General features: G+C 69.5%; 24 protein-coding genes. 13 read left to right on the top strand and 11 right to left on the bottom strand.

What is annotated here, in order from left to right; genetic code table 11:
* Positions 1 to 68 precede the first annotated feature (68 nt).
* Entirely contained in the window at positions 69 to 1,067 is a 999-nt protein-coding gene (locus MVG78_RS05710; protein WP_247558967.1) for a 2-hydroxyacid dehydrogenase, read from the bottom strand.
* A 462-nt stretch (positions 1,068 to 1,529) separates the two neighbouring features.
* Here MVG78_RS05710 and rfbF point away from each other — a divergent pair, with 462 nt between their 5' ends.
* From rfbF to MVG78_RS05690, 4 genes are all read left to right on the top strand, one after another.
* Positions 1,530 to 2,303, top strand: a complete 774-nt coding sequence (gene rfbF, locus MVG78_RS05705) for a glucose-1-phosphate cytidylyltransferase (RefSeq protein WP_247558965.1) — start codon at positions 1,530 to 1,532, stop codon at positions 2,301 to 2,303.
* A gap of 23 nt (positions 2,304 to 2,326) precedes the next feature.
* The gene (locus MVG78_RS05700; RefSeq protein WP_247558963.1) at positions 2,327 to 3,586 is read left to right on the top strand and encodes a class I SAM-dependent methyltransferase; all 1,260 of its coding nucleotides are present in this window, start codon (positions 2,327 to 2,329) and stop codon (positions 3,584 to 3,586) included.
* A 111-nt stretch (positions 3,587 to 3,697) separates the two neighbouring features.
* The gene (locus MVG78_RS05695) at positions 3,698 to 4,660 is read left to right on the top strand and encodes a glycosyltransferase family A protein (RefSeq protein ID WP_247558961.1); all 963 of its coding nucleotides are present in this window, start codon (positions 3,698 to 3,700) and stop codon (positions 4,658 to 4,660) included.
* A gap of 109 nt (positions 4,661 to 4,769) precedes the next feature.
* Positions 4,770 to 5,819, top strand: a complete 1,050-nt coding sequence (locus MVG78_RS05690) for an NAD-dependent epimerase/dehydratase family protein (RefSeq protein ID WP_247558959.1) — start codon at positions 4,770 to 4,772, stop codon at positions 5,817 to 5,819.
* A gap of 390 nt (positions 5,820 to 6,209) precedes the next feature.
* On the opposite strand, the gene paaZ is transcribed toward MVG78_RS05690, so the two are convergent.
* Complete coding sequence (gene paaZ / locus MVG78_RS05685; RefSeq protein ID WP_247558957.1) at positions 6,210 to 8,246, bottom strand: phenylacetic acid degradation bifunctional protein PaaZ; 2,037 nt, start codon at positions 8,244 to 8,246, stop codon at positions 6,210 to 6,212.
* A gap of 293 nt (positions 8,247 to 8,539) precedes the next feature.
* Here paaZ and paaG point away from each other — a divergent pair, with 293 nt between their 5' ends.
* From paaG to MVG78_RS05670, 3 genes are all read left to right on the top strand, one after another.
* On the top strand, positions 8,540 to 9,328 hold the full coding sequence (gene paaG / locus MVG78_RS05680) for a 2-(1,2-epoxy-1,2-dihydrophenyl)acetyl-CoA isomerase PaaG (protein ID WP_247558956.1): 789 nt from the start codon (positions 8,540 to 8,542) through the stop codon (positions 9,326 to 9,328).
* 101 nt (positions 9,329 to 9,429) lie between these two features.
* Positions 9,430 to 10,755 (top strand): phenylacetate--CoA ligase PaaK, encoded by a 1,326-nt coding sequence (gene paaK, locus MVG78_RS05675; RefSeq protein ID WP_247558954.1) that lies wholly within the window; start codon positions 9,430 to 9,432, stop codon positions 10,753 to 10,755.
* Positions 10,756 to 11,029: 274 nt separating this feature from the next.
* Positions 11,030 to 11,677, top strand: a complete 648-nt coding sequence (locus tag MVG78_RS05670; RefSeq protein WP_247558953.1) for a TetR/AcrR family transcriptional regulator — start codon at positions 11,030 to 11,032, stop codon at positions 11,675 to 11,677.
* Here MVG78_RS05670 and paaE read toward each other — a convergent pair.
* The 6 genes from paaE to MVG78_RS05640 all read right to left on the bottom strand — a co-directional run bounded on the left by paaE (position 11,655) and on the right by MVG78_RS05640 (position 16,333).
* On the bottom strand, positions 11,655 to 12,755 hold the full coding sequence (gene paaE, locus MVG78_RS05665; RefSeq protein WP_247558952.1) for a 1,2-phenylacetyl-CoA epoxidase subunit PaaE: 1,101 nt from the start codon (positions 12,753 to 12,755) through the stop codon (positions 11,655 to 11,657). The genes MVG78_RS05670 and paaE overlap by 23 nt on opposite strands.
* A gap of 13 nt (positions 12,756 to 12,768) precedes the next feature.
* Positions 12,769 to 13,260, bottom strand: coding sequence for a 1,2-phenylacetyl-CoA epoxidase subunit PaaD (gene paaD / locus MVG78_RS05660; protein ID WP_428480757.1), 492 nt, complete (start codon positions 13,258 to 13,260; stop codon positions 12,769 to 12,771).
* Positions 13,257 to 14,036: a 1,2-phenylacetyl-CoA epoxidase subunit PaaC gene (paaC, locus tag MVG78_RS05655; protein ID WP_247558950.1), complete on the bottom strand. Its 780-nt coding sequence runs from the start codon at positions 14,034 to 14,036 to the stop codon at positions 13,257 to 13,259. Before paaC ends, paaD begins: the two co-directional genes overlap by 4 nt.
* A 24-nt stretch (positions 14,037 to 14,060) precedes the next feature.
* Positions 14,061 to 14,351 (bottom strand): 1,2-phenylacetyl-CoA epoxidase subunit PaaB, encoded by a 291-nt coding sequence (paaB, locus tag MVG78_RS05650; RefSeq protein ID WP_247558949.1) that lies wholly within the window; start codon positions 14,349 to 14,351, stop codon positions 14,061 to 14,063.
* Between the two features lie 15 nt (positions 14,352 to 14,366).
* A complete protein-coding gene (paaA, locus tag MVG78_RS05645; protein WP_247558948.1) occupies positions 14,367 to 15,386 on the bottom strand; it encodes a 1,2-phenylacetyl-CoA epoxidase subunit PaaA in 1,020 nt (339 codons plus the stop codon).
* A 71-nt stretch (positions 15,387 to 15,457) separates the two neighbouring features.
* Entirely contained in the window at positions 15,458 to 16,333 is an 876-nt protein-coding gene (locus MVG78_RS05640; RefSeq protein ID WP_247558947.1) for a PaaX family transcriptional regulator C-terminal domain-containing protein, read from the bottom strand.
* A gap of 129 nt (positions 16,334 to 16,462) precedes the next feature.
* Between MVG78_RS05640 and paaI the strand changes: the two genes are divergently transcribed.
* Positions 16,463 to 16,909 carry a hydroxyphenylacetyl-CoA thioesterase PaaI gene (gene paaI, locus MVG78_RS05635; protein WP_247558946.1) on the top strand — a complete coding sequence of 149 codons (447 nt, stop codon included), beginning with the start codon at positions 16,463 to 16,465 and terminating at the stop codon, positions 16,907 to 16,909.
* Between the two features lie 27 nt (positions 16,910 to 16,936).
* On the opposite strand, the gene mltA is transcribed toward paaI, so the two are convergent.
* The gene (gene mltA, locus MVG78_RS21490) at positions 16,937 to 18,400 is read right to left on the bottom strand and encodes a murein transglycosylase A (RefSeq protein WP_282615054.1); all 1,464 of its coding nucleotides are present in this window, start codon (positions 18,398 to 18,400) and stop codon (positions 16,937 to 16,939) included.
* A 372-nt stretch (positions 18,401 to 18,772) separates the two neighbouring features.
* A complete protein-coding gene (locus MVG78_RS05620) occupies positions 18,773 to 19,441 on the bottom strand; it encodes a Tim44/TimA family putative adaptor protein (protein ID WP_247558945.1) in 669 nt (222 codons plus the stop codon).
* Positions 19,442 to 19,614: 173 nt separating this feature from the next.
* Here MVG78_RS05620 and MVG78_RS05615 point away from each other — a divergent pair, with 173 nt between their 5' ends.
* The 5 genes from MVG78_RS05615 to MVG78_RS05595 all read left to right on the top strand — a co-directional run bounded on the left by MVG78_RS05615 (position 19,615) and on the right by MVG78_RS05595 (position 25,108).
* Complete coding sequence (locus MVG78_RS05615) at positions 19,615 to 20,172, top strand: histidine phosphatase family protein (RefSeq protein ID WP_247558944.1); 558 nt, start codon at positions 19,615 to 19,617, stop codon at positions 20,170 to 20,172.
* A gap of 148 nt (positions 20,173 to 20,320) precedes the next feature.
* Complete coding sequence (locus tag MVG78_RS05610) at positions 20,321 to 21,253, top strand: alpha/beta fold hydrolase (protein WP_247558943.1); 933 nt, start codon at positions 20,321 to 20,323, stop codon at positions 21,251 to 21,253.
* Positions 21,254 to 21,487: 234 nt separating this feature from the next.
* A complete protein-coding gene (locus tag MVG78_RS05605; RefSeq protein ID WP_247558942.1) occupies positions 21,488 to 22,495 on the top strand; it encodes an iron ABC transporter substrate-binding protein in 1,008 nt (335 codons plus the stop codon).
* A gap of 4 nt (positions 22,496 to 22,499) precedes the next feature.
* Positions 22,500 to 24,074, top strand: coding sequence for an ABC transporter permease (locus MVG78_RS05600; protein ID WP_247558941.1), 1,575 nt, complete (start codon positions 22,500 to 22,502; stop codon positions 24,072 to 24,074).
* The gene (locus MVG78_RS05595; RefSeq protein WP_247558940.1) at positions 24,074 to 25,108 is read left to right on the top strand and encodes an ABC transporter ATP-binding protein; all 1,035 of its coding nucleotides are present in this window, start codon (positions 24,074 to 24,076) and stop codon (positions 25,106 to 25,108) included. Before MVG78_RS05600 ends, MVG78_RS05595 begins: the two co-directional genes overlap by 1 nt.
* Positions 25,109 to 25,174: 66 nt before the next feature.
* Here MVG78_RS05595 and MVG78_RS05590 read toward each other — a convergent pair whose 3' ends face one another.
* Positions 25,175 to 25,405: a hypothetical protein gene (locus MVG78_RS05590; protein ID WP_247558939.1), complete on the bottom strand. Its 231-nt coding sequence runs from the start codon at positions 25,403 to 25,405 to the stop codon at positions 25,175 to 25,177.
* Position 25,406 lies beyond the last annotated feature (1 nt).

The following is a 25,406-nucleotide window of genomic DNA, read 5'->3' as shown; positions in this document are numbered from 1 at the left end:
CTTCTGTCTCACAGCAAGAAACGGACCCAGGCGCCCCCGGCACCGCCGGGGGCCGGAAAAAGCCGTCCTCAGTCCGGGGCGTGGATCTCGTTGACCAGGGGTTCGCCACGCTCGAAGGCACTGATGCTTTCCAGCGTGGTCTCGCAGATCGTGCCGATCGCCTCCCGGGTGAAGAAGGCCTGGTGGCCGGTCAGCAGCACATTGGGGAAGGAGACGAGGCGCTGGATCACGTCATCGGCGATGATGTCGCTCGACAGGTCGCGGAAGAACAGGTCGGCCTCCTGCTCGTACACATCGATGGCCAGGCCGCCCAGCAGGCCGCTTTTCAGCGCATCGATGGCTGCGCTGGTGTCCACCAGCCCGCCGCGGCTGGTGTTCACCAGGATCAGCCCGGGCTTCACCAGGGACAGGCTGCCCGCGTTGACGATGTGGCGGGTTTCCGGCGTCAGCGGGCAGTGCAGGGATACGATGTCGCTCTCCCGCATCAGCCGCTCCACCGGGACATAGCGGCCGCCCATCGCCTCGAACGCCGGGTCCGGATGGACATCATGGCCCAGGACGGTGCAGCCGAAGCCGCGCATGATGCCGGCGAAGACCTTGCCGATCTTGCCTGTGCCGATCACCCCGACGGTACGGCCATGCAGATCGAAGCCCATCAGCCCGTCCAGCTCGAAATTGCCGCTGCGGGTGCGCTCATAGGCCCGGTGGATTCGGCGGTTCAGGGTCAGCAGCAGGCCGACCGCGAACTCGGCCACGGAATAGGGTGAATAGTCTGTCACCCGGACCACCCGGATGCCATGCTCCCGGGCGGCCTCCAGGTCGATCTGGTTGAAGCCGGTCGAACGGGTAGCGACCAGCCGGGTGCCGCCCCCGGCCAGGGCGGCGAGCACCCCGGCATCCACCCTGTCGTTCACGAAGACGCTGACGGCCGGATAGCCGGCGGCCAGGATGACCGTCTCCGGCTCCAGCATCGTTTCCTGGAAGGTCAGCGCGTGGCCGTGGCGCTGGTTGGCCTCGGTCAGCAGCATCCGGTCATAGCGCTTGGCACTGAACACGGCGACTTTCATGGCGGGTTCCCCGGCAACCCTGGTAGGGTCGTCAGGGGCCGCACCGGAGTCCAGCCGGAAATGCCACCGGGGGCTCTGTTCTTGCCCTGAGAGGGAGAGACTGGCGGCTTCCCGCCCCCTGTGCGGGAGGAAAACCGCCCGGTCCACACGGTCCGGTTTTCAGGACTTCAGCCTCCGACATCAGAGGGGAAGGAACGAATCGGCACCAAGCCCCCTGTTCCGGCGCCTTTCCCCGGTGTTCCAGGGGGCTCAGGCCGGCGGTAGCCCAGATCACGCGATAGTGAAAAACGTTTTATTTATGAGATTCCTGCGCATAAAGATTTCCGCGGCGCAATTCAGGCTAGAAATCCGCAGGTTCGGCCGGTATCGTCTCTTTAAATCGTCTACGCAACGGGGATGATACGCCTCGCCGCGTGGATGCCTCAGGCGCGTGCGTTGTGAATACCGAGGAGAAGTCGGCTCATGGTTAGAAAGGCGGTCATCCTGTCAGGCGGCTACGGCACGCGCCTGATGGAAGAAACCGATACGCGCCCCAAGCCGATGGTGGAGGTCGGGGGCCGCCCGATCCTGTGGCACATCATGAAGATCTATGCCGCGGCGGGAATCACCGAGTTCGTGATCCCGCTCGGCTACAAGGGCCACATGATCAAGCAGTATTTCGCCGACTACTACCTGCACGCCTCGGACCTGACGGTGGACCTGACCTCGGGCACGACCACCATGCTGCGGCACACGGCGGAACCCTGGAAGATCACCCTGGTCGATACCGGCATCGACACCATGACCGGCGGCCGCCTCCGCCGGGTGCGTGAGCACCTGGAGGGTGAGAGCTTCTGCATGACCTATGGCGACGGCGTCACCGATCTCGATATCCGGCAGGCGATCGCCTTCCACGAAGCCCATGGCCGCTATGCCACGGTCACCGCCGTGCCGCCGCCCGCCCGCTTCGGCTCGCTGGAGATCGACGGCGACCGCGTGACGCAGTTCCGCGAGAAGCCCCTGGGCGACAACAACCTCATCAATGGCGGCTTCTTCGTGCTCGGTCCGGAGGTGTTCCGCTATCTGGACGGCGATGCCTCCATCTTCGAGCGAGCGCCCATGGAGGGCCTGGCCCGCGATGGCGAGCTCATGGCCTACAAGCACATGGGCTTCTGGTATTCGATGGACACGCTGAAGGACAAGAAGCACCTGGAGGAACTCTGGGCCAGCGGCCAAGCCCCCTGGAAGGTCTGGTGAGAAGCGCAACGATGGACAATGTGATGACCGAACAGCTTGTCGCCGCGACCGCCAAGGCCGGCTGCTGCCGCCTCTGCAACGCCCCGCTGCGCACCACCTTCTCCGACCTCAACATGTCGCCGCTGGCGAACTCCTTCGTGCCGGCCGACCGCGCCTATGCGATGGAGCCCTTCTACCCGCTGCATGCCTTCGTCTGCGACGACTGCAAGCTGGTGCAGCTCTCGGAGTTCGAGACGCCGCAGGCCATCTTCGGGGACTACCTCTATTTCTCCTCCTTTTCCGACGCCTGGCTGCGCCATGCGGAGACCTATGCCAAGCGCGTGACCGAGCGCTTCGGCCTGACGCCGGATTCGCTGGTGGTCGAGATCGCGAGCAACGACGGCTACCTGCTGCAGTTCTTCAAGGCGATGGGAATCAAGGTTCTCGGCGTCGATCCGGCCGCCAACGTGGCGCAGGAGGCGATCGCCAAGGGCATCCCGACCGAGGTCGCCTTCTTCGGCACCGAGACGGCCACCCGCCTGCGCGCCGCCGGCCATTCGCCGAAGCAGATGTCCGCCAACAACGTGCTGGCGCATGTCCCCGACATGCACGACTTCCTGGAGGGCTTCCGCATCCTCCTGGCGCCGGACGGCGTGGTCACCTTCGAATTCCCGCATCTGCTGAAGCTGATGCAGGAGAACCAGTTCGACACGATCTATCACGAGCACTTCTCCTACCTCTCGCTGCTGGCGGTGGAGCGGGCGCTGGCGGATCATGGCCTGGCCGTCTTCGACATCGAGGAAGTGCCGACCCATGGCGGCTCGCTGCGCGTCTATGCCCGGCATGCCGGGAACGCGGCGCTGCCGGAACTGCCCTCGGTGCAGAAGATCCGCGATGCCGAGAAGGATTACGGGCTCTATGGCCTCGACGCCTACCGCGCCTTCGCGGCCAGCACGGTCAAGATCAAGTGCGACCTGCTGCGCTTCCTGATCCAGGCCCGGGCCGAGGGCAAGGTTGTCGCCGGCTACGGCGCCCCGGCCAAGGGCAACACGCTGCTGAACTACTGCGGCGTGGGTCCGGAACTGATCCCCTTCACCGTGGACCGCAGCCACCACAAGCAGGGCCATCTCCTGCCGGGCGTGCGGATCCCCATCAAGGCGCCGCAGGCGATCCTCGACGCCAGGCCCGACTACGTCCTGATCCTGCCCTGGAACTTCAAGGACGAGATCGTCGAGCAGATGGCGGCGATCCGCGAATGGGGCGGGAAGTTCGTGGTGCCGATCCCGGAGCTGAAGGTTCTCTGAGGCCGGATGCCATGGGCGGGTGGCGAACCCGCCCATGGCATGTCCGGGAACAGGCCGGGATCGCGCGCGGGACGGATCGGAAGGGCGGGACGTGAGGCGCGGACGCAGGACATGAGCGGTCTCATCACCATCGGCATCCCGGCCTGCGGCCGGACTTCGCTGCTGCAGGCGCTGAATTCCTGCCTGGAGCAGGATCACCGGCCCCTGGAGATCGATGTCTGCGACAGTTCGCCGGGTGACGAGGTGGGCAGGCTGCTGCGCGCCCTACCGCTGCCGGCGGGTATCACCCTCCGCCACTGGCACAACCCACCCGCCTCCGACGCCAGCGGCAGCCTGAACCGGCTGATCGACCGCGCACGGGGCGAAAGGCTGGTCATCCTGCAGGACGACCACGCGCTCCTCCCCGGCGCCATCACGGCGCTGGACGCCGCCTACCGCTCCAACCCCGATGTGATCGCCGCCTATGGCATCCAGCACTGCATCCTGGCCTCCGGGGAATTCTCTGCCGAGGATACGGCGCGCCACAACGGGCGCCACCGGCGGATCGCCGCCGAGACCGGGATCCGCTATGACCTGCTGGTCTGCGCCCTGTGGCGGCAGATCCCCCGCGACGGCGTCCTGATCCGCAGTGATGTCGCACGCCAGATCGCCTACCGCGACGTGTCCGAGGTCGGGCTGGCGGGCGACACGGATTTCGGCATCCGGCTGGCCGTGGCCTATCGCGGCCATGCCTTCGCCTTCATCGGCCGGCCGACCAGCCTCCACCGCCTCCCGGCGCGGCGGGAGGATGGTATGAGCGGCGATGTCGTGGCCCGGCTCTACGACTATCTCTCCGGCCTGCGCGACCTGTCGCCCGCCGAAGCCCAGGCCCGTGACCGGCTCTGGCGGGACGTCGCGCCCCAGGCGGTGCTGGAGCACGCCCTGGGCCACCGCCGGCGCGACGCGGTGCGTGTTCTCCTGTCCGGGCACTATGCCTGGCGGCAGGACCTGCCGAAGACCCTCTATCACCTCGTGCTGACCGCCCTGCCGGGCGTGCGGCACCTGCGCCGTTTCGGTGCCGCGCGGCGGGCATGAGACGGACAAGGCTTTCAACGGAGGAGACCCGGCCCGTGCTGCCCGGCCCGGTTTCCATGACGCCCCGCCGCGCGGGGCATGGCAGCTTCCAACAGGGACAAGGACCAGGATGCGCGTTCTGATCACCGGCAACATGGGCTATGTCGGCCCCGTCTTGGTCCGGCATTTGCGACAGCGCTTCCCGCAGGCCGAGCTCATCGGCTTCGACAGCGGCCTCTTCGCGCATTGCCTGACCACGCCCGACGCCGTGCCGGAGGTGCTGCTGGACACGCAGCATTTCGGCGATGTGCGGGCCTTCCCCGCCATCCTGCTGAAGGGCGTGGATGCGGTGGTGCATCTTTCCGCCCTGTCCAACGACCCGATGGGCAAGAATTTCGAGGCGCCCACCGAGGCCATCAACTACCGCGCCAGCCTGAAGATGGCGGAGCTCGCCCGCGATGCCGGGGTGAAGCACTTCGTCTTCGCTTCCTCCTGCAGCGTCTATGGCGCGGCCTCCGACGGGGCGAAGCGGGAGGGCGACAACACCGACCCGCTGACCGCCTATGCGCGTTCCAAGGTGGGCACGGAGGATGGGCTGCGCCAGTTCGACGCGGGCGACATGACCATCACCTGCCTGCGCTTCGCCACCGCCTGCGGCATGTCGGACCGGCTGCGCCTCGACCTCGTGCTGAACGACTTCGTGGCCTGTGCCCTGACCTCCGGCCGGATCACCGTGCTGAGCGACGGCTCGCCCTGGCGCCCGCTGATCCATGTGCAGGACATGGCGCGTGCCATCGAATGGGCCGCCACCCGCAAGCCGGAAGATGGCGGCCAGTTCCTGGTGGTGAATGCCGGCAGCGAGCAGTGGAACTACCAGGTGCGCGACCTGGCGCAGGAAGTGGCGGCTCAGCTTCCCGGCACCCAGGTAAGCATCAACACCGACGCCCCACCCGACCGCCGTTCCTACCGCGTGGATTTCAGCCTGTTCCGGGAGCTGGCGCCGCAGCACCAGCCGCAGGTGACGCTGGATGAGGCGATCTCCGGACTGATCGAGGGCCTGCGCCGGATCGGGTTCAACGATCCGGAGTTCCGCAGCTCCCCCTATATCCGGTTGCATACCCTTTCCCGCCACATCGACGGCGGCCGCCTGTCGTCGGATATCCGCTGGACGCGGCAGTAGCGCCGCGCTGGTGGTTGGCCCGGTGGGAGAGGCGCTGCCTCTCCCACACCCGCTCCGCCGGGGACCGAAGCCGGTCCCCGGACCCCGGGCTTTCGTTGGTGCCGGTGGTGACCGTCAGCCTGCGAGCCGATCCCCGGGCGCAGGTGGATCGGTGGAGCTTCCGAACAAAGAAAACACCTCCTCCGCGCTGGTGGCGCCCGCAGTCGCCGGATATCTATGTTCTCCGGCGCGATCCGGTATCAGCCCGCTCCAACGAACCGGGACCAGGGCCCGCAGGGTCCTGGCGGATGGGGGGTACGGGGGCGAAGGCGGAGCCTTCCCTCCGGGCCACGGAGAGCGACACCGGACGTTTCCGGATCAAGCCACGGCAGCAGCAAGCCACCGTTCGCATCACGGCTTGCGTGCACTCATGGTCAGCAGTTCGTAGCGCGCCACCGTCTCGTCATCCTGGTTGAAGACCTCCACATCCCAGCGCACCTCGCCATATTCCGGCTTCCGTGCGGGATTTTTCCGCTGCACGGTCAGGCGCACGCGGATCGAATCCCCTGGTGAGACGGGCTTGAGGAAGCGCAGCCGGTCCAGCCCGTAATTGGCGAGGAGCGGCCCAGGCGCGGGATCGACGAAGAGCCCGGCGGCGAAGCTCAGGATCAGGTAGCCATGCGCGACGCGGCCGGGGAAGAAAGGATTCGCCTTCGCCGCCGCCTCGTCCATATGCGCGTAGAAGTGGTCGCCGGTGAAGCGGGCGAAGTGCTCGATATCCTCCAGCGTGATGATGCGCGCGCCGGTTTCCACCGTGTCACCGACCGAGAGGGCGTCGTAATCCAGGCGGAAGGGATGATTGTCCGGGCGGCGCGTGGGCGCCCCCTTGATCCAGCTCTCGCCCAGCGCGGCGAGCTTGGCGGGCGAGGCCTGGAGCGCGGTGCGCTGCATGTGGTGGAAGACACCGCGCAACCCACCCATCTCCTCGCCACCGCCGGCCCGGCCCGGCCCGCCATGCACCAGGGCCGGCAGGGGCGAGCCATGGCCGGTGGATTCCGCCGCACTGTCACGGTCGAGCAGGAAGAGGCGGCCGTGATAGGGGGCGAGGCCCGCCACCAGCTCCGCCGTCGCCACAGGGTCGTAGGAGAAGGCCGAGGCCACCAGGCTGCCCTCGCCGCGCCGCGCCAGGGCAACCGCCTCCTCCACCCCGTCATAGGGCATCAGCGTCGCCACCGGGCCGAAGGCTTCCAGCGCATGGACCAGTTCGGCCCGCACCGGGTTCTCGCAATGGAGCAGCACCGGGGCCATGAAGGCGCCCTTCTCCGCGTCACCGCCCAGCACGTCGCAATGCTCCGGATCGCCGAAGAGGATCGTGGCCTCGCGGCGGAGGCGCGCCACCGCCGCGCGCACGTCGCGGCGCTGGTCCAGGCTGGCGAGCGGCCCCATGCGCACGTCGTCGCGCCGCGGATCGCCGACCGTGACCTTGCCGAGCCGCGCGGACAGCGCCTCCGCCACCGCCGCGACCTGTGCGCGCGGCACCAGGATGCGGCGGATGGCGGTGCATTTCTGCCCGGCCTTGGCCGTCATCTCGCGCACCACCTCCTTCACGAAGAGGTCGAACTCCGGCGTCTCCGGCACCGCATCCGGGCCGAGGATGGCGGCGTTCAGCGAATCCCGCTCCGCCACGAAGCGCACCGCGTTGCGCGACACGGCCGGATTGTCGCGCAGCTTCACCGAGGTGGCGGCGGAGCCGGTGAAGGACAGCAGGTCCTGCCCTGTCAGATGGTCCAGCAGGTCGCCCGTGCCGCCGGCGATGAACTGGAAGGCGCCGGGCGGCAGGATACCGGATTCCACGATCGCCTCCGCCACCGCATGGGCGACATAGGCCGTGGCGGTGGCCGGCTTGGTGATCACCGGCATGCCGGCCAGGATCGCGGGCGCCAGCTTTTCCAGCATGCCCCAGCAGGGAAAGTTGAAGGCGTTCACATGCACCGCCACGCCCTGCAGCGGCGAGAGGATGTGCAGCCCGGCGAAGCTGCCGTTGCGCGAGAGCCTTTCGACCTCTCCTTCCACCACGAAACGGCCCGCCGGCAGTTCGCGGCGGCCGCGCGAGGCATAGGCGAAGAGCGTGCCGATGCCGCCATCGATGTCGATCAGGCTGTCGCGCCGTGTCGCGCCCGTGTCGAAGGAGAGATCGTAAAGCGCCTCCTTGCGGTCACCCAGGAAGGTGGCGAGGCGCTTCAGCATCTCCGCCCGTTCATGGAAGTTGAAGCGGCGCAGGGCGGGGCCGCCGGCCTCCCGCGCATGGCGGGCCATGGCGGCGAAATCCAGCCCCGCGCTGGAGGCGGTGGCGATCACCCGGCCATCGACGGCGCTTCGGATCTCGCTGCCCGGGCCGGAAGGGGCGATCCAGCGGTCCTGGGCATAGCTGCGGAGGATGGACGGCATCGGCGGTGTTTCCTTCCCCTGGGCGCGCCCCGTTGCTCCGGAGCGGGGAGCCCTTCCCTCCTTGCATGGAGGCGGCGGAATTATTTGACCGTCTGGACGGTCAATGCAAGCTCTTCCTGCCGGCAGGTTCGGCCCCCCCGTGCTGCGCCGCACATCGCCTGCGCCATAAGGCAGCGATCTGTCATTGACAGGGGCGGATCGCTGGGACGTTAATCGACCGTCCAGACGGTCAATCATGCCGTCGCGCATCGGCCACGGGCGGCATAAGCCCGGGCCAGGAGAGGGAGGCGGAGATGAGCGACACAGTGCGGGTCGAGCGGCCGGACGGCTGGCGGAAGATCATCCTCCACCGCCCGGACAAGCTCAACGCCTTCAACGAGGAACTGCACGCCGCCCTGGCCGCGTCGCTGGAGGAGGCCGCCGCCGATCCGGACTGCCGCGCCGTGCTGCTCACCGGCGCCGGGCGCGGTTTCTGCGCCGGGCAGGATCTCGGGGACCGGCGGGGCGGGGACGGGCCGCCCGATCTCGGCGACACGCTGGAACGCCTCTACAACCCGCTGGTGCGCCGGCTGCGTGACATGCCGAAGCCGGTGGTCTGCGCCGTCAACGGCGTGGCGGCGGGCGCCGGGGCCAATCTCGCTCTGGCCTGCGACATCGTGCTGGCGGCGCATTCGGCGAAATTCATCCAGGCCTTCGCCCGCATCGGGCTGATCCCGGATTCCGGCGGCACCCATACCCTGCCGCGCCTGGTGGGGGAGGCACGCGCCCGCGCGCTGATGCTGCTGGCCGAACCCGTGGAGGCGCGGCAGGCCGAGGCCTGGGGCATGATCTGGCGTGCCCTTCCGGACGAGGCGCTGATGCCGGAGGCTGAGGCCCTGGCGGCCCGGCTGGCCACCCAGCCGACCCAGGGCCTGGCCCTGGTGAAGCGGGCACTGAATGCCTCCGCCACCAACACGCTCGACGACCAGCTCGACCTGGAGCGGGATCTGCAACGCCAGGCCGGGCGCACGCCGGATTATGCCGAGGGCGTGCGTGCCTTCCTGGAGAAGCGCCCGCCGCGCTTCACCGGCCGCGCCGACTAAGGCTTTCGCGAGAATGGGCCCATCCGGCCCGCGGCCACGGAAGGCGGAAGCGCCGGGATCGTGGATCGCAGGCCCAGAGGCCCCCTGGAGGAACGGAAACCATGAGCGCCACCCTCGCCGCACCATCCGGCACCGCCACCGGCCCCTTCCTGCACGAGGTGGAGGGCGCCAGCCGCGCCGAGATCCAGGCCCTTCAGCGCGAACGCCTCGCGCGGACACTGCACCATGTCTATGAGAACGTCCCCTTCTACCGCGCGAAGTTCGACGCCGCCGGGGTGCATCCGCGCGACTTCCGCGACCTGCCGGACCTCGCGAAATTCCCCTTCACGGTGAAGACCGACCTGCGCGACACCTATCCCTTCGGCATGCTGGCCGTGCCACGGGACCGGATCGCGCGCCTGCACGGCTCCTCCGGCACCACGGGCAAGCCCATCGTGGTCGGCTACACCCAGGGCGACCTGGACCGCTGGGCGGACCTCATGGCGCGTTCCATCCACGCCGCCGGCGGGCGGCCGGGGATGATGCTGCACAACGCCTATGGCTATGGGCTCTTCACCGGCGGGCTCGGTGCCCATGCCGGGGGCGAACGGCTCGGCTGCACTGTCGTGCCCATTTCCGGCGGCATGACCGAACGGCAGGTGCAGCTCATCAACGACTTCCGGCCCGAGATCATCATGGTGACGCCCAGCTACATGCTGGCGCTGCTGGACGAGTTCCAGCGCCGGGGCCTCGACCCGCGGCAGAGCTCGCTGAAGATCGGCATCTTCGGCGCCGAGCCCTGGACCAATGCGATGCGCCAGCAGATCGAGCAGGCCTTCGACATGCAGGCGGTGGACATCTACGGCCTGTCCGAGGTCATGGGCCCCGGCGTGGCGCAGGAATGCGCCGAGACCAAGGACGGGCTGCATATCTGGGAGGACCATTTCCTCCCCGAGGTGATCGACCCGCGCACCGGCGAGGTGCTGCCGGACGGCGAGAAGGGCGAACTGGTCTTCACCACCCTGACCAAGGAGGGCATGCCCGTCATCCGCTACCGCACCCGGGACCTGACGCGCCTCCTTCCCGGCACGGCGCGGCCCGGCATGCGGCGGATGGAGAAGATCACCGGCCGCAGCGACGACATGATCATCCTGCGCGGCGTCAACGTCTTCCCCTCGCAGATCGAGGAGATCCTGCTCACCCGGAACTGGTGCAGCGGGCATTTCCAGATCCACCTGACGCGCGAGGGGCGCCTCGACCAGATGGTGGTGCATGTGGAATGCCAGGGCGGCTTCTGGGACGGCGACGGCATGGCGCGAGAGGCCGAGGAAGTCGTTCACCTGATCAAGAACACGATCGGCATCACCACCCGTGTCGTGGTGGAACAGCCCGGCACGCTGGAACGCTCCATCGGCAAGATCCGCCGCGTGATCGACCGGCGGGGCTAGGCATGCGCTTTCGCGGCAACTCCCGGAGGAAGGCCTTGCCTCCCCCCGGCTCCCCCTCCGCCGGGGAGACGGTGCCTCCCCGGCCCCCACCTTCCGTTTTCCAGGACGCGTGGCGGCGGGGTTCGTGCCGGAGGGCCATGCCCTCCGGCGACGGCCGACACCTTCAGCGCGGCCCACTCGGAAAGGAGGCAGCCCTCCCGCCTGCCGGAAACTTGACAGGCCCTGGCGCAGGCCGGATTCCAGCCTCCGTCCCGATCCGCAGCGAGATTTGCCGATGAGCCGCCCGCGCGCATCCGACCATGACGACAAGCGGCGTGCGATCCTCGACCGTTCCGCGCAGCTGTTCGCCGAGCACGGCTATGACCGCGCCTCGACCAGCATGATCGCGCAGGCCTGCGGGGTGTCGAAGGCGCTGCTCTACCACTACTACCGCGACAAGCTGGAGCTGCTGCACGACATCATCCGCTTCCATCTGGAGGAGCTGGTGGAGGTGGTGGAGGCCGTCTCGCCGCAGCCGGGGGGGCCGCCGCGCCGCTATCTGGAGGATCTCGCCGTGGCGCTGCTCGGCGCCTATGCCGGGGCGGATGCGGCGCATCAGGTACAGATCGGGCAGTTGCGCCTCCTGCCGGAGGAGAAGAAGCGTGGGCTGGTGGCTCTGGAGCGGCGCCTCGTCGCCGTCTTCGCCGAGGCGCTGCTGGCGGCGCGGCCCGACCTCGCCGGCAACCGGCTGCTGCTCAAGCCGCTCACCATGTCGCTCTTCGGCATGCTGAACTGGAACTACATGTGGTTCCGCCCGGATGGCCCGCTGGGGCGGGAGGACTATGCCCGCCTCGCGGTCGGCCTGGTGCTGGATGGGGCGCCCCATGGGATGCCCGGCAAGATGGCCGTGCCGGAACTCGTCACATCTGGTCGTAGTCGATGACCACGCGCGGGGTGGTGGGGCGCGCCTGGCAGGTCAGCACATAGCCCGCCTCGATCTCCCAGGGTTCCAGCGAGTAGTTGACCTCCATCTCCACCTTGCCCTCCACCACCCGGGCACGGCAGGTGCTGCACATCCCGCCCTTGCAGGCATAGGGCAGGTCCATCCCCGCCCGCAGCGCCGCGTCCAGCACGGCCTCGCCCGCAGCCACGGGCACCTCGCGCCGCTTGCCATCGACGATCAGCGCGGCGGTGTGCGCGGGCGGCGCATCCGGGGCGGGCTTCGGCGCCACCGCGCGGCGCGGGCGGCCGTCGAAGACGGACACGAAGCGCTCCACATGCAGGCGCTCCTCCGGAAGGCCGAGCTCGCGCAGCGTGGCGGCGACCTCCTCGCTCATCCCGGCGGGGCCGCAGAGGAAGGCATGATCCACCTCCCCCACCGGCACGATGTGGCGCAGCAGCAGGCGCACCTTCTCCCCATCCAGCCGCCCGTTCAGGATGGGCAGGTCCTGCTCCTCCTGCGACAGCACATGGAAGACGGAGAAGCGTTCGAGGAAACGGTCCTTCAGCTCTTCCAGCGCCTCGCGGAACAGCATGTCGGCGGCGGTGCGGTTGCCGTAGAAAAGGAAGAAGCGGCTCTTCGGCTCCCGCGCCAGGAGGAAGCGGATGATCGAGAGGATCGGCGTGATGCCCGACCCCGCCGCGAAGCCAAGATGCAGCCGCGCTTCCTCCGGCTTCGGCGCGATGCCGAAGCGGCCGGTCGGCACCATCACCTCCAGCGCATCGCCCGCGCGCAGCGCCGTGTTGCACCAGCCGGAGAAGCTGCCGCCCTCCACGCGCTTCACGGCGATGCGCAGCTCCCCGTCATCGGGGCCGGAGCAGATGGAATAGGAGCGGCGGACCTCCTCGCCCTCGAAATCCCGCCGCAGTGTCAGGTACTGCCCCGGCCTGAAGCCATAGAGCGGCTTCAGCGCCTCCGGCACCTCGAAGGCGATGGAGACGGCATCCGGCGTTTCCCGCCGCAGATCCGCGACGCGGAGGCTGTGGAAGCGCGGCAGGGAGCCGGACGGATTGCTCGACATGGGGAGGCGTCCCTCAGTGGCAGCGGAAATGGTCGAAGGGCTCGCGGCAGGCGAGGCAGCGCCACAGCGCCTTGCAGGAGGTGGAGCCGAACTCCGCGATCCGCTCCGTGCGCGCGGAACCGCATCGCGGGCAGGCGACCGCCTCCTCGCCGAACAGGGCACGCCGCCCGCCGGTCCGGGAAGGCGGCGCGATGCCGTAGTCGCGCAGCTTCCGCCGCCCTTCCTCCGTCATCCAGTCCGTGGTCCAGGCGGGGGACAGCACGGTGCGCACGCGGGCGAGCGGGATGCCGGCGCGCTCCAGCGCCATCTCCACCTCCAGCGCGATCATGTTCATCGCCGGGCAGCCGGAATAGGTGGGGGTGATCAGCACCTCCACCGCGCCATCCACCTCCCGCACATCGCGCAGCACGCCCAGATCGGCGATGGTGAGGACAGGAATCTCCGGGTCCACCACCTCCGCCGCGGCCCGCAGGGCGCGATCGCGCAGCGTTTCCACGGGACTCACCACACGGCGCCCGGATAGGTGCGCTGGAGGTGCTGCATCTCCGCGAGCAGGTGCCCCAGATGCTCGCTGTGCCGCCCGCTGCGGCCGCCACTCTGCATCCAGGCCGAAGGGTCGGGCATCGGCAGCGTCGCCTGTTCCAGCACCTCCCGCACCGTCGCCAGCCAGGTCTCGCGCAGCGTGGCCGGGTCCACCGCCACGCCCGCCCCGATCAGTTCGTGCTCGGCCGCATCGGCCTCGAACATCTCACCTGTATAGGGCCAGAGCAGCGCCAGCGCCCCGGCGGCACGGGCATGGCTTTCCTCCGTGCCGTCGCCCAGGCGGATCACCCATTCCGCGCTGTGGCGCAGGTGATAGGCGCTCTCCTTCTCCGACTTCGCGGCGATGGCGGCGAGGGTGGGATCGGCGGAGCGCGTCATCGCGCGCCAATAAGGGTCGGCGAAGGCGGAATAGAGGAACTGCCGCAGGATGGTCTGCGCGAAATCGCCGTTCGGCTGCTCCACCAGAAGCAGGTTCCGGTACTGGCCGGATTCCCGCAGATAGGCGAAGCCATCCTCGCCATGCCCCTCACCGCCCAGCTCCGCCGCATGGGCGTAGAGCGAGCGCGCCTGCCCGATCAGGTCGAGGGCGATATTGGCCAGTGCCATGTCCTCTTCCGGCATCGGCGCATGGCCGCACCATTCCGACAGGCGATGGCCCAGGACCAGCGCGTCATCCGCCCGGCGCAGGGCATGCAGCACCGGCGGCGTCTCGCGCACGCGGATCGAGCTCGTGGCCATGTGTTGCCTCCCTCCCCCGCCGCGTCACATATGCCCGACTTCGTCCGGCACCTCGTAGAAGGTCGGGTGCCGGTAGATCTTGGAGGCGGTGGGCTCGAACATCATCCCCTTCTCCGAGGGGTCGGAGGCGGTGATGGCACTGGAGGGCACGACCCAGATCGAGAGCCCCTCCCCCCGCCGCGTATAGACGTCGCGCGCCGCCTGCAGCGCCAGCGTGGCATCCGCCGCGTGCAGGGAGCCGACATGCTTGTGCGACAGCCCGTTGCGGCTGCGGATGAAGACCTCCCAGAGAGGAGTGGCCTGTTCCTTGGACATCGGTTCCTCTCCCGCTCAGGCCGCCGCGGCGCGGCGTGCGTTGCGCCTGGCCGCGTGGGCCAGCGCTGCCTCCCGCACCCAGGCGCCCTCGCGATGCGCCTTGTTGCGCGCGGCCAGGCGTTCGCGGTTGCAGGGGCCGTTGCCGGCCAGGACCTGCCTGAACTCCGCCCAGTCGATCGCGCCGTAATGCCAGTGCCCCGGCGTGCCTTCAGGGGCATCCGCCGGCGGCGGCACGAAGCGCAGTTCCGGATCGGGGATGGTCAGGCCGAGATACCGCGCCTGCGGCACCGTGGCATCGACGAAGCGCTGGCGCAGCTCGTCATTGGAGAAGCGCTTGATCTTCCAGCGCGTGGACTGGTCGGAATGCTGGCTGGCCGCATCGGGCGGGCCGAACATCATCAGGCAGGGCCACCACCAGCGGTTCAGCGCGTCCTGCGCCATCGCCTTCTGCTCCTCCGAGCCCCGGCACAGCGTCAGCATGATCTCGTAGCCCTGGCGCTGGTGGAAACTCTCCTCCTTGCAGACGCGGATCATGGCGCGGGCATAGGGGCCATAGGAGCAGCGGCAGAGGGGGATCTGATTCATGATCGCCGCGCCATCCACCAGCCAGCCGATGGCGCCGATATCCGCCCAGGTGAGCGTCGGGTAGTTGAAGATCGAGGAATACTTGGCCTTGCCGGAGAGGAGCTGGTCGGTCAGTTCCTCCCGCGTCACGCCCAGCGTCTCGGCGGCGGCATAGAGGTAGAGGCCGTGGCCGCATTCGTCCTGAACCTTGGCCAGCAGCGCGGCCTTGCGGCGCAGCGAGGGGGCGCGGGTGATCCAGTTGCCTTCCGGCAGCATGCCCACGATCTCGGAATGCGCATGCTGGGAAATCTGGCGGATCAGCGTCTTGCGATAGGCCGCCGGCATCCAGTCGTTGGGCTCGATGCGTTCCTCGGCATCGACGCGCGCCTGGAACCGCGCGGCCGCCTCGGCATCCTCCAGCATGGGGATGTCGCGCGGCTCATCCTTCTGGTTGAGCGCCTGCGTGTACATGGCCGGCCTCCCTGACGTCCTTCGTTGGGAGGATTATATGTGACAGAATTTCTGTGTTCAAGAATTATCCGTCACACGTCATCGCGAAAGCGCCGCCAGAGCTCCGGCCCCGGCGCGGGCAGCGGCCCGTCCTCATCCACCGCATGGGCATCGAGCCAGGCTTCGGAAGCGGGCAGGAGCCGCGCATAGAGATCGGCGCAGATCCGCCGCGCCGCTTTGCCCGGCCAGCCCGCCGGCAGCATGCCGCGCGGCAGGAACGGATCGCGCAGCACCACGCGGCGATACTCGTGGATCAGCAGCAGCCGCGCCACCAGCGCCTCCAGCCCCGGAAGGCCATCCTCCGGCATGCGGCGCGAAACCTCGCCGAAGGGCTCCAGGAAACGCCGGTAGCCGCTGGCGATGCCCTCCAGGTCCCAGGCCAGGGCGGCCAGTCGCCTTGCCTCCGCCGCCCCGGCCCGCGTCTCCAGCGTGATCGCGGAGCGGGCTTCGGCGGGAATGGCCCGCTCCCAGGGCGCCAGCCAGAGATCCGGCAGCGCGGCGCCGTAGCCAGCCGCCCGCAGCGCCTCGCGCGCCGGCTCCCGCGCCATCTCCGGCGGCAGGAGAAGCAGCCGCAGCCGGTCCTCCTCCGGCCGGGTCTCGTGCGGGCCATAGATGCGCCGTGCCGCCTCGGCGAAGGTCCCCGCTCCCTTCTCCGCGAGCCGGTAGAAGCTGTTCCGCCCCAGCCGCCGCCGTTCCAGCCAGCCATCGGCGGCGAGGCGCGACACGGCGGCCCGCACGGCGGCGTCGTTGACCCCCAGCCCGCCCAGGACCTCCGCCAGGGTCTGCAGCCCCACGGACCCGCCGCGCGGCAGGATGGCGTCGCCGTAGAAGGTGATGACCACCGACCAGGTGCGCGATGGCTCGCTGTTCAGGTGGCGCAGGATCGGTTCGAGGAAGGGAGAGGACATCGGCTCCTGCATAGCCATGGCGGGGCGGGCGCGGAACCGGCCGGATGGTGGCCGTCTTGTCCCGCACCGGACCGGCGCGCAGACTATCCCTGACCGGGCGGCCGGTGAAAACGGGCGGGAGAATCAGGAATGGAGACGGAAACGCGGAACGCGGCGCAGCAACTGGCGGAGCGATGCGTCGCCGCCATGCTGGAACGCGATCCGGCCACGAACGGCCTCGGCATGCGCCTGACGCGGGTGGGGCCGGGCGAGGCGGAACTGTCGATGCAGGTCGCGCCGCATATGCTGAACGGCCACCAGAACTGCCATGGCGGCTTCATCTTCACCCTGGCGGATTCCGCTTTCGCCTGCGCCTGCAACAGCTTCGACCGCATCACGGTCGGCCAGTCCTGCACCATCCACTACATCCGCCCCGTCACGGCGGGCACGGTGCTGACCGCCCGCGCCCGGCGCGTCGCCGAGGCTGGACGCAGCGGAATCTATGATGTCCTGGTGGTGGATGAGCAGGAGCAGGTGGTCGCCACCTTCCGGGGGCAGTCCCGCACCGTCGGCGGCAGCATGCTGGGCGGGGAATAACTCCCCACCCCTGGAGGAACCCGCCGCTCAGCGGCTCCCATCCGCCACCAGGGCATTCGCCCGGGGCATCAGCACCCACATCCGCACCGGCTCGCGCAGGTTGCCCGCGCACTTGCCGGCTTCCGGCCCCCAGCCCCGGAACAGGTCGCCCCGCCCCGGGCCGCGGATGGCCCCGCCCGTGTCCTGGGCGGCGACGAGGCGGCGGATGCCGCCCCCCGCCACGAAGACCGGCGCTCCCAGCGGCACCACCGAGGGATCGACGGCGATGGAGCGTTCCGGCGTCAGCGGGATGCCCATGGCGCCGGGCGGCCCCTGGTCGGGGCGCAGGCCCTGGTTGATGCGGAAGAAGATGTAGGACGGGTTCTCCGCCATCAGCGCGGCGGTGCGGTCATAGCCCACCTTGGTCATCCAGCGGCGGATGGCGTCGGCGGACATGTTCTCCGGCGTGACATCGCCCCGATTGATCAGGGAGCGGCCGATGGAGCGGTAGGGCTGGCCGTTCTGCCCGGCATAGCCGAGGCGCAGCATCTTACCGTCCGGGAGCACCACACGGCCCGAGCCCTGGATCTGCAGGAAGAAGGCCTCCACCGGATCGTCCACCCAGACCAGTTCCAGCCCGCGCCCGTCCAGCGCGCCGTTCTGGATGGCGGCGCGGTCCGGCAGCGGCTGCAACCTGCCATCCAGCATCTGGCCGTGCAGGGGGCGCTGGCCGTCGCCCTGGCCGAGTTGCACATGCTCGGAAGGCGGCGCGAGCAGGGGCGTCTGGAAATCGCCTACCCGCATGCGCGAGCCGCGCAGCACCGGCTCGTAATAGCCTGTCAGCAGCCCCTCCCCGACCGGGGTGGGAGTGAAATTCGCCTCCAGCGCATCGCGGAGGCGGTCATCGCGCAACTGCCGCGCCTCGCGCAGCCGGGCACCGCTGGCGCGGGCCGGCACGGACGGCAGGTTGCGCCAGGCCTGGGACAACGCATCACAGGAACGGCGCCAGGCATCGGGCGAACCGGCGTTGACGGCACGGCAGGAGGCCAGCACGGCCGGCATCGCCTCGCTCACCGTGTCGCTTTCCCAGCCGGGCAACTCGCTCCACAGGGCCGGGCGGGCGGTGCCGGCCAGCAGCCCCCCGGCAACGCCGGCCCCGGCCAGCTTCGCTGCCGGTAGGGCAACGCCGCGTGCCCGGGCCTCATCGCGGGCGAGTTGCCGCTGCTTCTCCATCCGCCGCTGTACCATGCCGCGCGGCCCGGGCCCCTGCGCAGTGCCGGAGCGGCCGAGCGCCGCTTCCAGGGCCGGCAGGCGCGTCCGGGCCTGCCGCAGCGCGGGCAGGACATCCTGCTGTGTCCGTGCGGTGGAACGTTCGGCAGCCAGGGCGGGGGAACCGCCCGCCGGTGCCAGGAACACACCCCCGGCCAGCAGGGCCAGGGCGGAGAGGCCACGGATGCGGCCCCGGTGCCAGATCGTCGGCTTTTGGCAGGGATTTGGCGGGGGAAGCATCATGCGGCAGCCTGTTCTTCCGGACCTCTGAGCAGAAATCGGTCTCTGATAGGGCAAGTCGGATCGTTTTTTAGAAACAGAAAACAAAAATCATCAAGGTTTTTCTGCTCAGCAGGCCCGGCGAAATGGCTCCAGGGAAGTGCACATCACGGAGGCCAGAGCCGAAGCGCCCAAAAAATCCTGCCGCAACAAGGGACTTGGCCCTGGCTCACCCCGCAACGCCAGGAGTGGAAGAACAGGCCGGGAAGGAGGCCATGCGCGCGTGGGTGGCATGGCCAGGAAGGACAGTCCACTCTGCCCGACAGGCGACATGGGCCCAGACCGGCAGAGGCGGGCGGGTAACGCCCGCCCGGTCCAGGGCCGGAAGGAAGCTGTTCAGACGGAGCGGGTATCCACCAGCCGCCAGGTCGGGTCGCCGCTCTTCAGGTCGCGCTGGAAGGTCCAGAGATCCTTCAGTTCCGTGACGCTGTCGGTGCCCGTGACAGGCTTGCCATCGGCAGCCAGGGTCATGTTCACCTGATCCGACACGAAGCGGACGGTGACATCGGCCACGGAGCCGCGCAGTTCCGCACCCTCCACGGTGACCTCGTGGATATGCCGGATCTCGGTGCGCTGCGTCTCGCCCGCATCCTCGCGCGCCTTGATGGCGCCCTCGAAGCCGGCAAAGGTTTCCGGGCCGAGCAGGCTGCGCAGCGTGTCGCGGTCGCCGCGGGCGAAGGCCTCGACGATCATGCGGAAGGCCGTTTCCGCCCCGCCCAGGAAGTTCTGGACGGAGAAGGAGGGATCGACCCCCTGGATGCTGGCCAGGGTCTGGCCGACGGGGCCCTGAGCATCGGGCACGGCGTGGCGCTGCGGCGTGGGCGGCACGGGCACCGCCTCGCTGGCCTCACCCTCGATCACCCGGGGCGGGTAGCCGGGGGCCGGGCGCGCCTCGGGTGGCCGTTCGAAGCCGGTGCGCCGGCCGAGCACGGAGCGAAGACGCAGCACAAGGAAGGCCGCGACCATCGCGAACAGGATCAGGTCGATGGGGAAGCCGCCCTGCATCGTGGTCTCCTCTTTCTGAAAGGGGAAAATGGGGATGAACGCCCGTTAACGCAACGCCGTTCACCCCCGGCGGCGCCCTCCGCCGCCGATCCCCCGCGGCTTTTTTTGTGGCCCGGCCCGCGGGGCCCGCGAAGCCCATTGCCGGAAACCCAGCCTGTCGCCAATTTGCCGGCATGATCCTGCTGCGTCATGGCCAGAGCGAGTTCAACCTCCACTACACGGCCACGAAGATCGATCCCGGCATCCCGGACCCGCGCCTGACGCCCCTGGGCCAGGAACAGGCCCGCGCGGCGGCGGATGTGCTGGCGAGGGAGGATATCCGCCGCATCCTGGCCAGCCCCTATACCCGCGCCCTGCAGACCGCCGCGCCCCTGGCGGAGAAGCTGGGCCTGCCGGTGCTGATCACCCCGCTGGTGCGGGAGCGCTATGCCCTGTCCTGCGATGTCGGCTCGCCCTGCAGCCGGCTCTCGACCGCTTGGCCGCATCACGACTTCACCCGGATCGACGAGGTCTGGTGGCCCCAGGAGGAGGAGCCGCCGGAGGCCATCGCCGCCCGGGCGATGCAGTTCCGCCTGGACATGATGCTGCGGGACGACTGGGCGCATACGGTGGTGGTCAGCCACTGGGGCTTCATCCTGGCGATGACCGGCCGGTCACTGATGAACGGTGAATGGCTGCGCTGCGACCCGAACGAGCCCGAGCCGGAGGATGTGGTCTGGCACCACGGCTGAACGGCCCCGGCCGTCGCCTTCCAGGGCTCCGCCCCGGAACTGGTGTTCCCGGGATCGGCTGCGGGGCTGGCGTCCCGGCAATGGGCGCCTGCGGCCCTGGAAGCCGGCCTTTCTTCTCTGCGCCCTGTTGCTGGCGGCCTGCACGCCGGTGGTGATTCCTGCCGGGCCGGCGCTGGCCCCGCCGGAACTGGCCGCCGACAGCCTGATCATGGCCGATGGGGCGAGGCTGCCGCTGCATGCCTGGCTGCCGGATGCCCCGCCGCATGCGGTGATCCTGGCGGTCCATGGCTTCGGCGATACCGCCCGGAACGCCTTCCGCATGGCGGCGCCGCTGCTGACCGCCGGGGACGTGGCCCTCTACGCCTATGACCAGCGGGGGTTCGGCGAGGCGCCGAACTGGCCGCTCTGGCCTGGCGCCGAAACCCTGAAGGCCGATCTCACCGCCGCCTCCCGGCTGCTGCGGCAACGCTATCCCGGTGTGCCGCTCTATATCCTGGGGGAAAGCATGGGCGGCGCGGTCGCCGTGGCCGCTGCTGCCTCGAAAGACCCGCCCGTGGCGGATGGCTATATCCTGGTGGCCCCCGCCCTCTGGGGTCGTTCGGAGATGCCCGGCTGGATGCGCGGCCTGCTGGAATTCGCCGCCCATACCATCCCCAAGGTCGGCTTCCGCAACTCGGCCCCGGGCATCACCCCGACCGACAACCCCGAGGCCGCGGCCGGATGGCGCGACGATCCGCGCACCTACAAGGAGGTCCGGGTGGACACGCTCTATGGCCTGGTCAACCTGATGGATGCGGCGGTGAAGGCGGCGCCGGAGTTCCGCGCCCCGGCGCTGATCCTCTATGGCGCCCATGACCAGATCGTGCGGGCCGATCCGGTGCGCGCCGCCCTGCGCCGCATGCCGGACGGACCTTCCCAGCGGCTCGCCTACTATGCCCAGGGCTACCACATGCTGCTGCGCGACCGGGAAAGGGCCGTGGTCGCCGGCGATATCCTGGCCTGGATCGCCCATCCGGAGGCGCCTCTGCCCTCCGGCGCAGACCGGGCGGCCCGGGAATGGCTGGAACAGCCGGGGAAGTGATGCGCCCTTCACCGCCGATCCGGTGTGGTGCTGGAGGCCGGGGGAGCGGCCCTGGCGAGCAGCGTGAGGCCATTTCCGTCCCGGGCTTGTGCCGGTTCCGGCCTTTGCCCGGCTGCGTGCATCCGCCGGGTGTCCGGACGGAGTAAATTGCGAATAAGTATGAAGAGCAAATTCTTGACGCTGGCAGAGAGTGCTTCGATAAATCGGACGGATCTTCCCACTGGAACCCGTCCCATGCCGGTCACTCGCCGTACCCTCGCCGCCACCGTGCTCGCAGTTCCCATGCTCGGGTTGGGCCGTGCCAGGGCGCAGGACCAGTCGATCCTCCTGTACAACGCACAGCATGCCAGCCTCGCCAAGGAGTGGGTCGAGGGCTTCACGGCCGATACCGGCATTGCCGTCACCATCCGGAACGGCGGCGACGTAGAACTGGGCAACCAGATCGTGCAGGAAGGAGCGGCTTCCCCGGCAGACGTCTTCCTGACGGAGAACTCCCCCGCCATGGCGTTGGTGGACGGGGCGGGGCTGTTCGCGCCGCTTGCGAAGGAGACGCTGGCCCAGGTCCCCGCCGGCTTCCAGCCTTCCAATGGCCGCTGGATCGGCGTGGCCGCCCGCAGCACGGTCTTCGCCTACGACACCCGCAAGCTGACCGAAGCGCAGTTGCCTGCCTCCATCATGGATCTGGCCGCCCCTGCCTGGAAGGGCCGCTGGGCCGCATCGCCGAGCGGCGCGGACTTCCAGGCCATCGTCGGCGCCATGCTGCAACTGAAGGGCGAAGCCGCAACCCTGGCCTGGCTGAAGGGCATGAAGCAGAACTTCACCGCCTATCGCGGCAACAGCACCTGCCTGAAGGCGGTGAATGCCGGTGAGATCGAAGGCGCCGTCATCTACCACTACTACTATTTCGGCGATCAGGCCCGCACTGGCGAGAACAGCAGCAACGTCAAGCTGCATTACTTCCGCCACCAGGATCCGGGCGCCTTCGTCAGCATTTCCGGCGGTGGCGTGCTAGCCTCCAGCAAGAAGCCGGAGGCCGCGCAGTCCTTCATCCGTTGGGTGACCAGCCCGAAGGGGCAGGGCATCCTGCGCACCGGCGATTCCTTTGAGTATGCGGTGGGCAAGGGCCAAGCCTCCAACCCGAAGCTCGTGCCCCTGGCCGAGCTGCAGGCTCCGGCGGTGGAACCCTCCACGCTGAACAGCAAGGCTGTCACCAGCCTCATGACGCAGGCCGGCCTGCTCTAGGCCCTTGTCCACATCGCTGGAGGGGGCGGCTGCGATCCGTCCCGCTCTCCGCTCCCCGGTGCTGCGCCCGGCGACGCCGCTGCTTTCTGCGGCGGCGCTGTCGGTCACGCTACTGGCCCTGTTGCCGCTTGGCTTTGTGCTGTGGGCCACGGTGCAGGCTGGCTGGTCCACCACCGCCGCCCTGCTGTTCCGTCCGCGTGTCGGCGACCTCCTGGTCAACACCCTGCTGCTGGTGCTGCTCTCGGTGCCGCTCTGCGGCGTCCTGGCCCTGGCGCTGGCCTGGCTGACGGAACGCAGCGACCTGCCCGGGGCGCGTCTCTGGTCCTGGGCCGCGGTGGCGCCGCTGGCCGTGCCCGCCTTCGTGCAGAGCTATGCCTGGGTGACGCTGGTGCCCTGGCTGCACGGGCTGGCAGCGGGGGTCCTGGTCTCGGTCATCGCCTATTTCCCCTTCCTGTATCTTCCGGTCGCGGCCGCCATGCGCCGCCTGGACCCGGCACTGGAGGACGCCGCCGCCGCGCTGGGAGAGCCGCCCGCGCGCGTCTTCCGCCGCGTCGTCCTGCCGCAGATGCGCCTGGCGCTGTGCGGCGGCGCGCTGCTCGTCGGACTTCACCTTCTGGCCGAGTACGGCCTCTTCGCCATGATCCGGTTCGACACCTTCACCACCGCGATCATCGATCAGTTCCAGTCCAGCTTCAACGGCCCCGCAGCCTCGATGCTGGCGCTGGTCCTGGTGGCCTGCTGCCTTGGCCTCCTGTGGCTGGAGGCCGTGCTGCGTGGCCGGGCCCGCTATGCCCGCCTCGGCTCCGGCGCGGCGCGGCACCCGCGCCGCGCCCGCCTGGGCGCCTGGACGCTGCCCTGCCTGCTGCTGCCCCTGGCGGTGGCCGCGCTGTCCCTCGGCGTCCCAGCCATAACGCTCGGACGCTGGCTGGCGGCGGGCGGCGCGACGATCTGGCGTTGGGGTGAGATAGGCCCGGCCCTGGCGCAGACGCTGCTGCTGGCGGCCGGGGGCGCGGCGCTGGCGACACTGTCAGCCTTTCCCATGGCCTGGCTCTCCATCCGCCGCCCCGGGAAGATGCAGCGGGCGCTGGAAGGGGCCAACTTCGTCAGCGGCGCGCTGCCGGGCGTCGTCATCGCCCTGGCGCTCGTGACCATCGCCATCCGCGTGGTGCAGCCGCTCTACCAGACGCTGTTCACCATCATGCTGGCCTATGCGCTGATGTTCCTGCCGCGCGCCATCATCGGCCTGCGCGCAAGCCTCGCCCAGGCCCCGGTGGAACTGGAGCAGGCGGCGCTGGTCCTGGGCCGAAGCCCGGCCCGGGCGCTCTGTGCCACGACGCTGCGGCTCGCCGCGCCCGGCGTGGCCGCCGCGATGGCCATGGTCTCCCTGGGCATCACCAACGAGCTGACCGCCACCCAGATGCTGGCTCCCAACGGCACCCAGACCCTGGCCATGGCCTTCTGGTCCTACAGCGGCGAGATCGACTACGCCGCCGCGGCGCCTTACGCCCTCCTGATGATCTTCCTCTCCTCTCCACTGACCTGGCTCCTGCACCGCCAGTCGCGCCGCACCGCCGGCTGATGAGCATCCTGACGCTGGATCGCGTGACCCGGCGCTATGGCGCCGTGACGGCCCTGGACGATCTCAGCCTGAACGTCGCACGTGGCGGCCGCACCGCCATCCTGGGCCCCTCGGGCAGCGGCAAGACCACGCTGCTGCGCCTCATCGTAGGCTTCGAGGCACCCGATCGCGGGCGGATCGCGCTGGACGGCGCGGTACTGGCCGACGGCCCGGCCAGTGTGCCGGCGCATTTGCGCAACATCGGGTTGGTGGCGCAGGAAGGCGCGCTGTTCCCCCATCTCACCGTGTCCGACAATATCGGCTTCGGCATTCCCCGGCAGGAGGACCGGCGCGCGGAGCGCATCGCCGGCCTCGCCACCATGGTCGGGCTGGACGCCGCCCTGCTGCGCCGTTGGCCGGACACGCTCTCGGGTGGGCAGCAGCAGCGCGTGGCGCTCGCCCGCGCCCTGGCACGCCGTCCGAGGCTGATGCTGCTGGACGAGCCGTTCTCCGCCCTCGACACCGGACTGCGCGCCAGCACCCGTCAGGCAGTGGCCGATTTGCTGCGCGCCGAGGGCATCACCACCATCCTCGTGACCCATGATCAGGCCGAGGCGCTTTCTTTCGCCGATCAGGTGGTGGTGATGCGTGAGGGCCGGCTTCTCCAGGCGGGAACGCCAGAGGACGTGTATCTTCGCCCCCGCGACGCCGCGGTCGCCCGCTTCCTGGGCCCGGCCATCCTGCTGCCGGCCCGCTGCACCGGTGGCGAGGCCCTCTGCCCGCTGGGAACACTGCGCGTCCATCCCGGCGCCCGCCCGGGCGACGCGACCGTCATGCTGCGCGAGGAGCAGATCGAGCTGGAACCCGCGGCACCGGGCGCCGGCATGGCCGTGGTGGAACAGACGGCGTTCGGCGGCAGCCGGAGCAGCCTGTGGCTGCGCCTGAAAACCGACGGGACCGTCATCACCCTGCGCGCTTCGCCCTTCCGGGTGCCGCGGGCGGGTGACGAGGTCTCGCTTCGCATCCTTGGGGAAGCACATCTGCTGCCGGGCTGATACCGGCGCTGCGCTTCGTGGCTCAGGGGCCAGCCATGGAAGGCAAGGCCGGAGCCGGGCTTCATCTCACCCGAAGGCGTCGCATTCCAGCGTCACGACAGCGCTGACCTCGCGCACCATGGCGAAAAGCTCGCGCAGGGGTTCCGTGATCTCGGCATGTTCACGGCCATAGCCGCCGTGGCGTGGCGTGGGCGGTTCGGCGAAGTCCAGTGAGGCTCCCGCCGGTTCCACCGCCGGGAAGACCGCATCGAAGAGATCGGCCGCGCCTTCCACGTCGAGGCGCAGCAGGCGCTGCACC

The sequence above is a fragment of the Roseomonas gilardii subsp. gilardii genome (assembly GCF_023078375.1).
GTDB classification, from domain to species: Bacteria; Pseudomonadota; Alphaproteobacteria; order Acetobacterales; family Acetobacteraceae; genus Roseomonas; species Roseomonas gilardii.
This window is presented reverse-complemented; position numbering and strand designations above follow the sequence as displayed.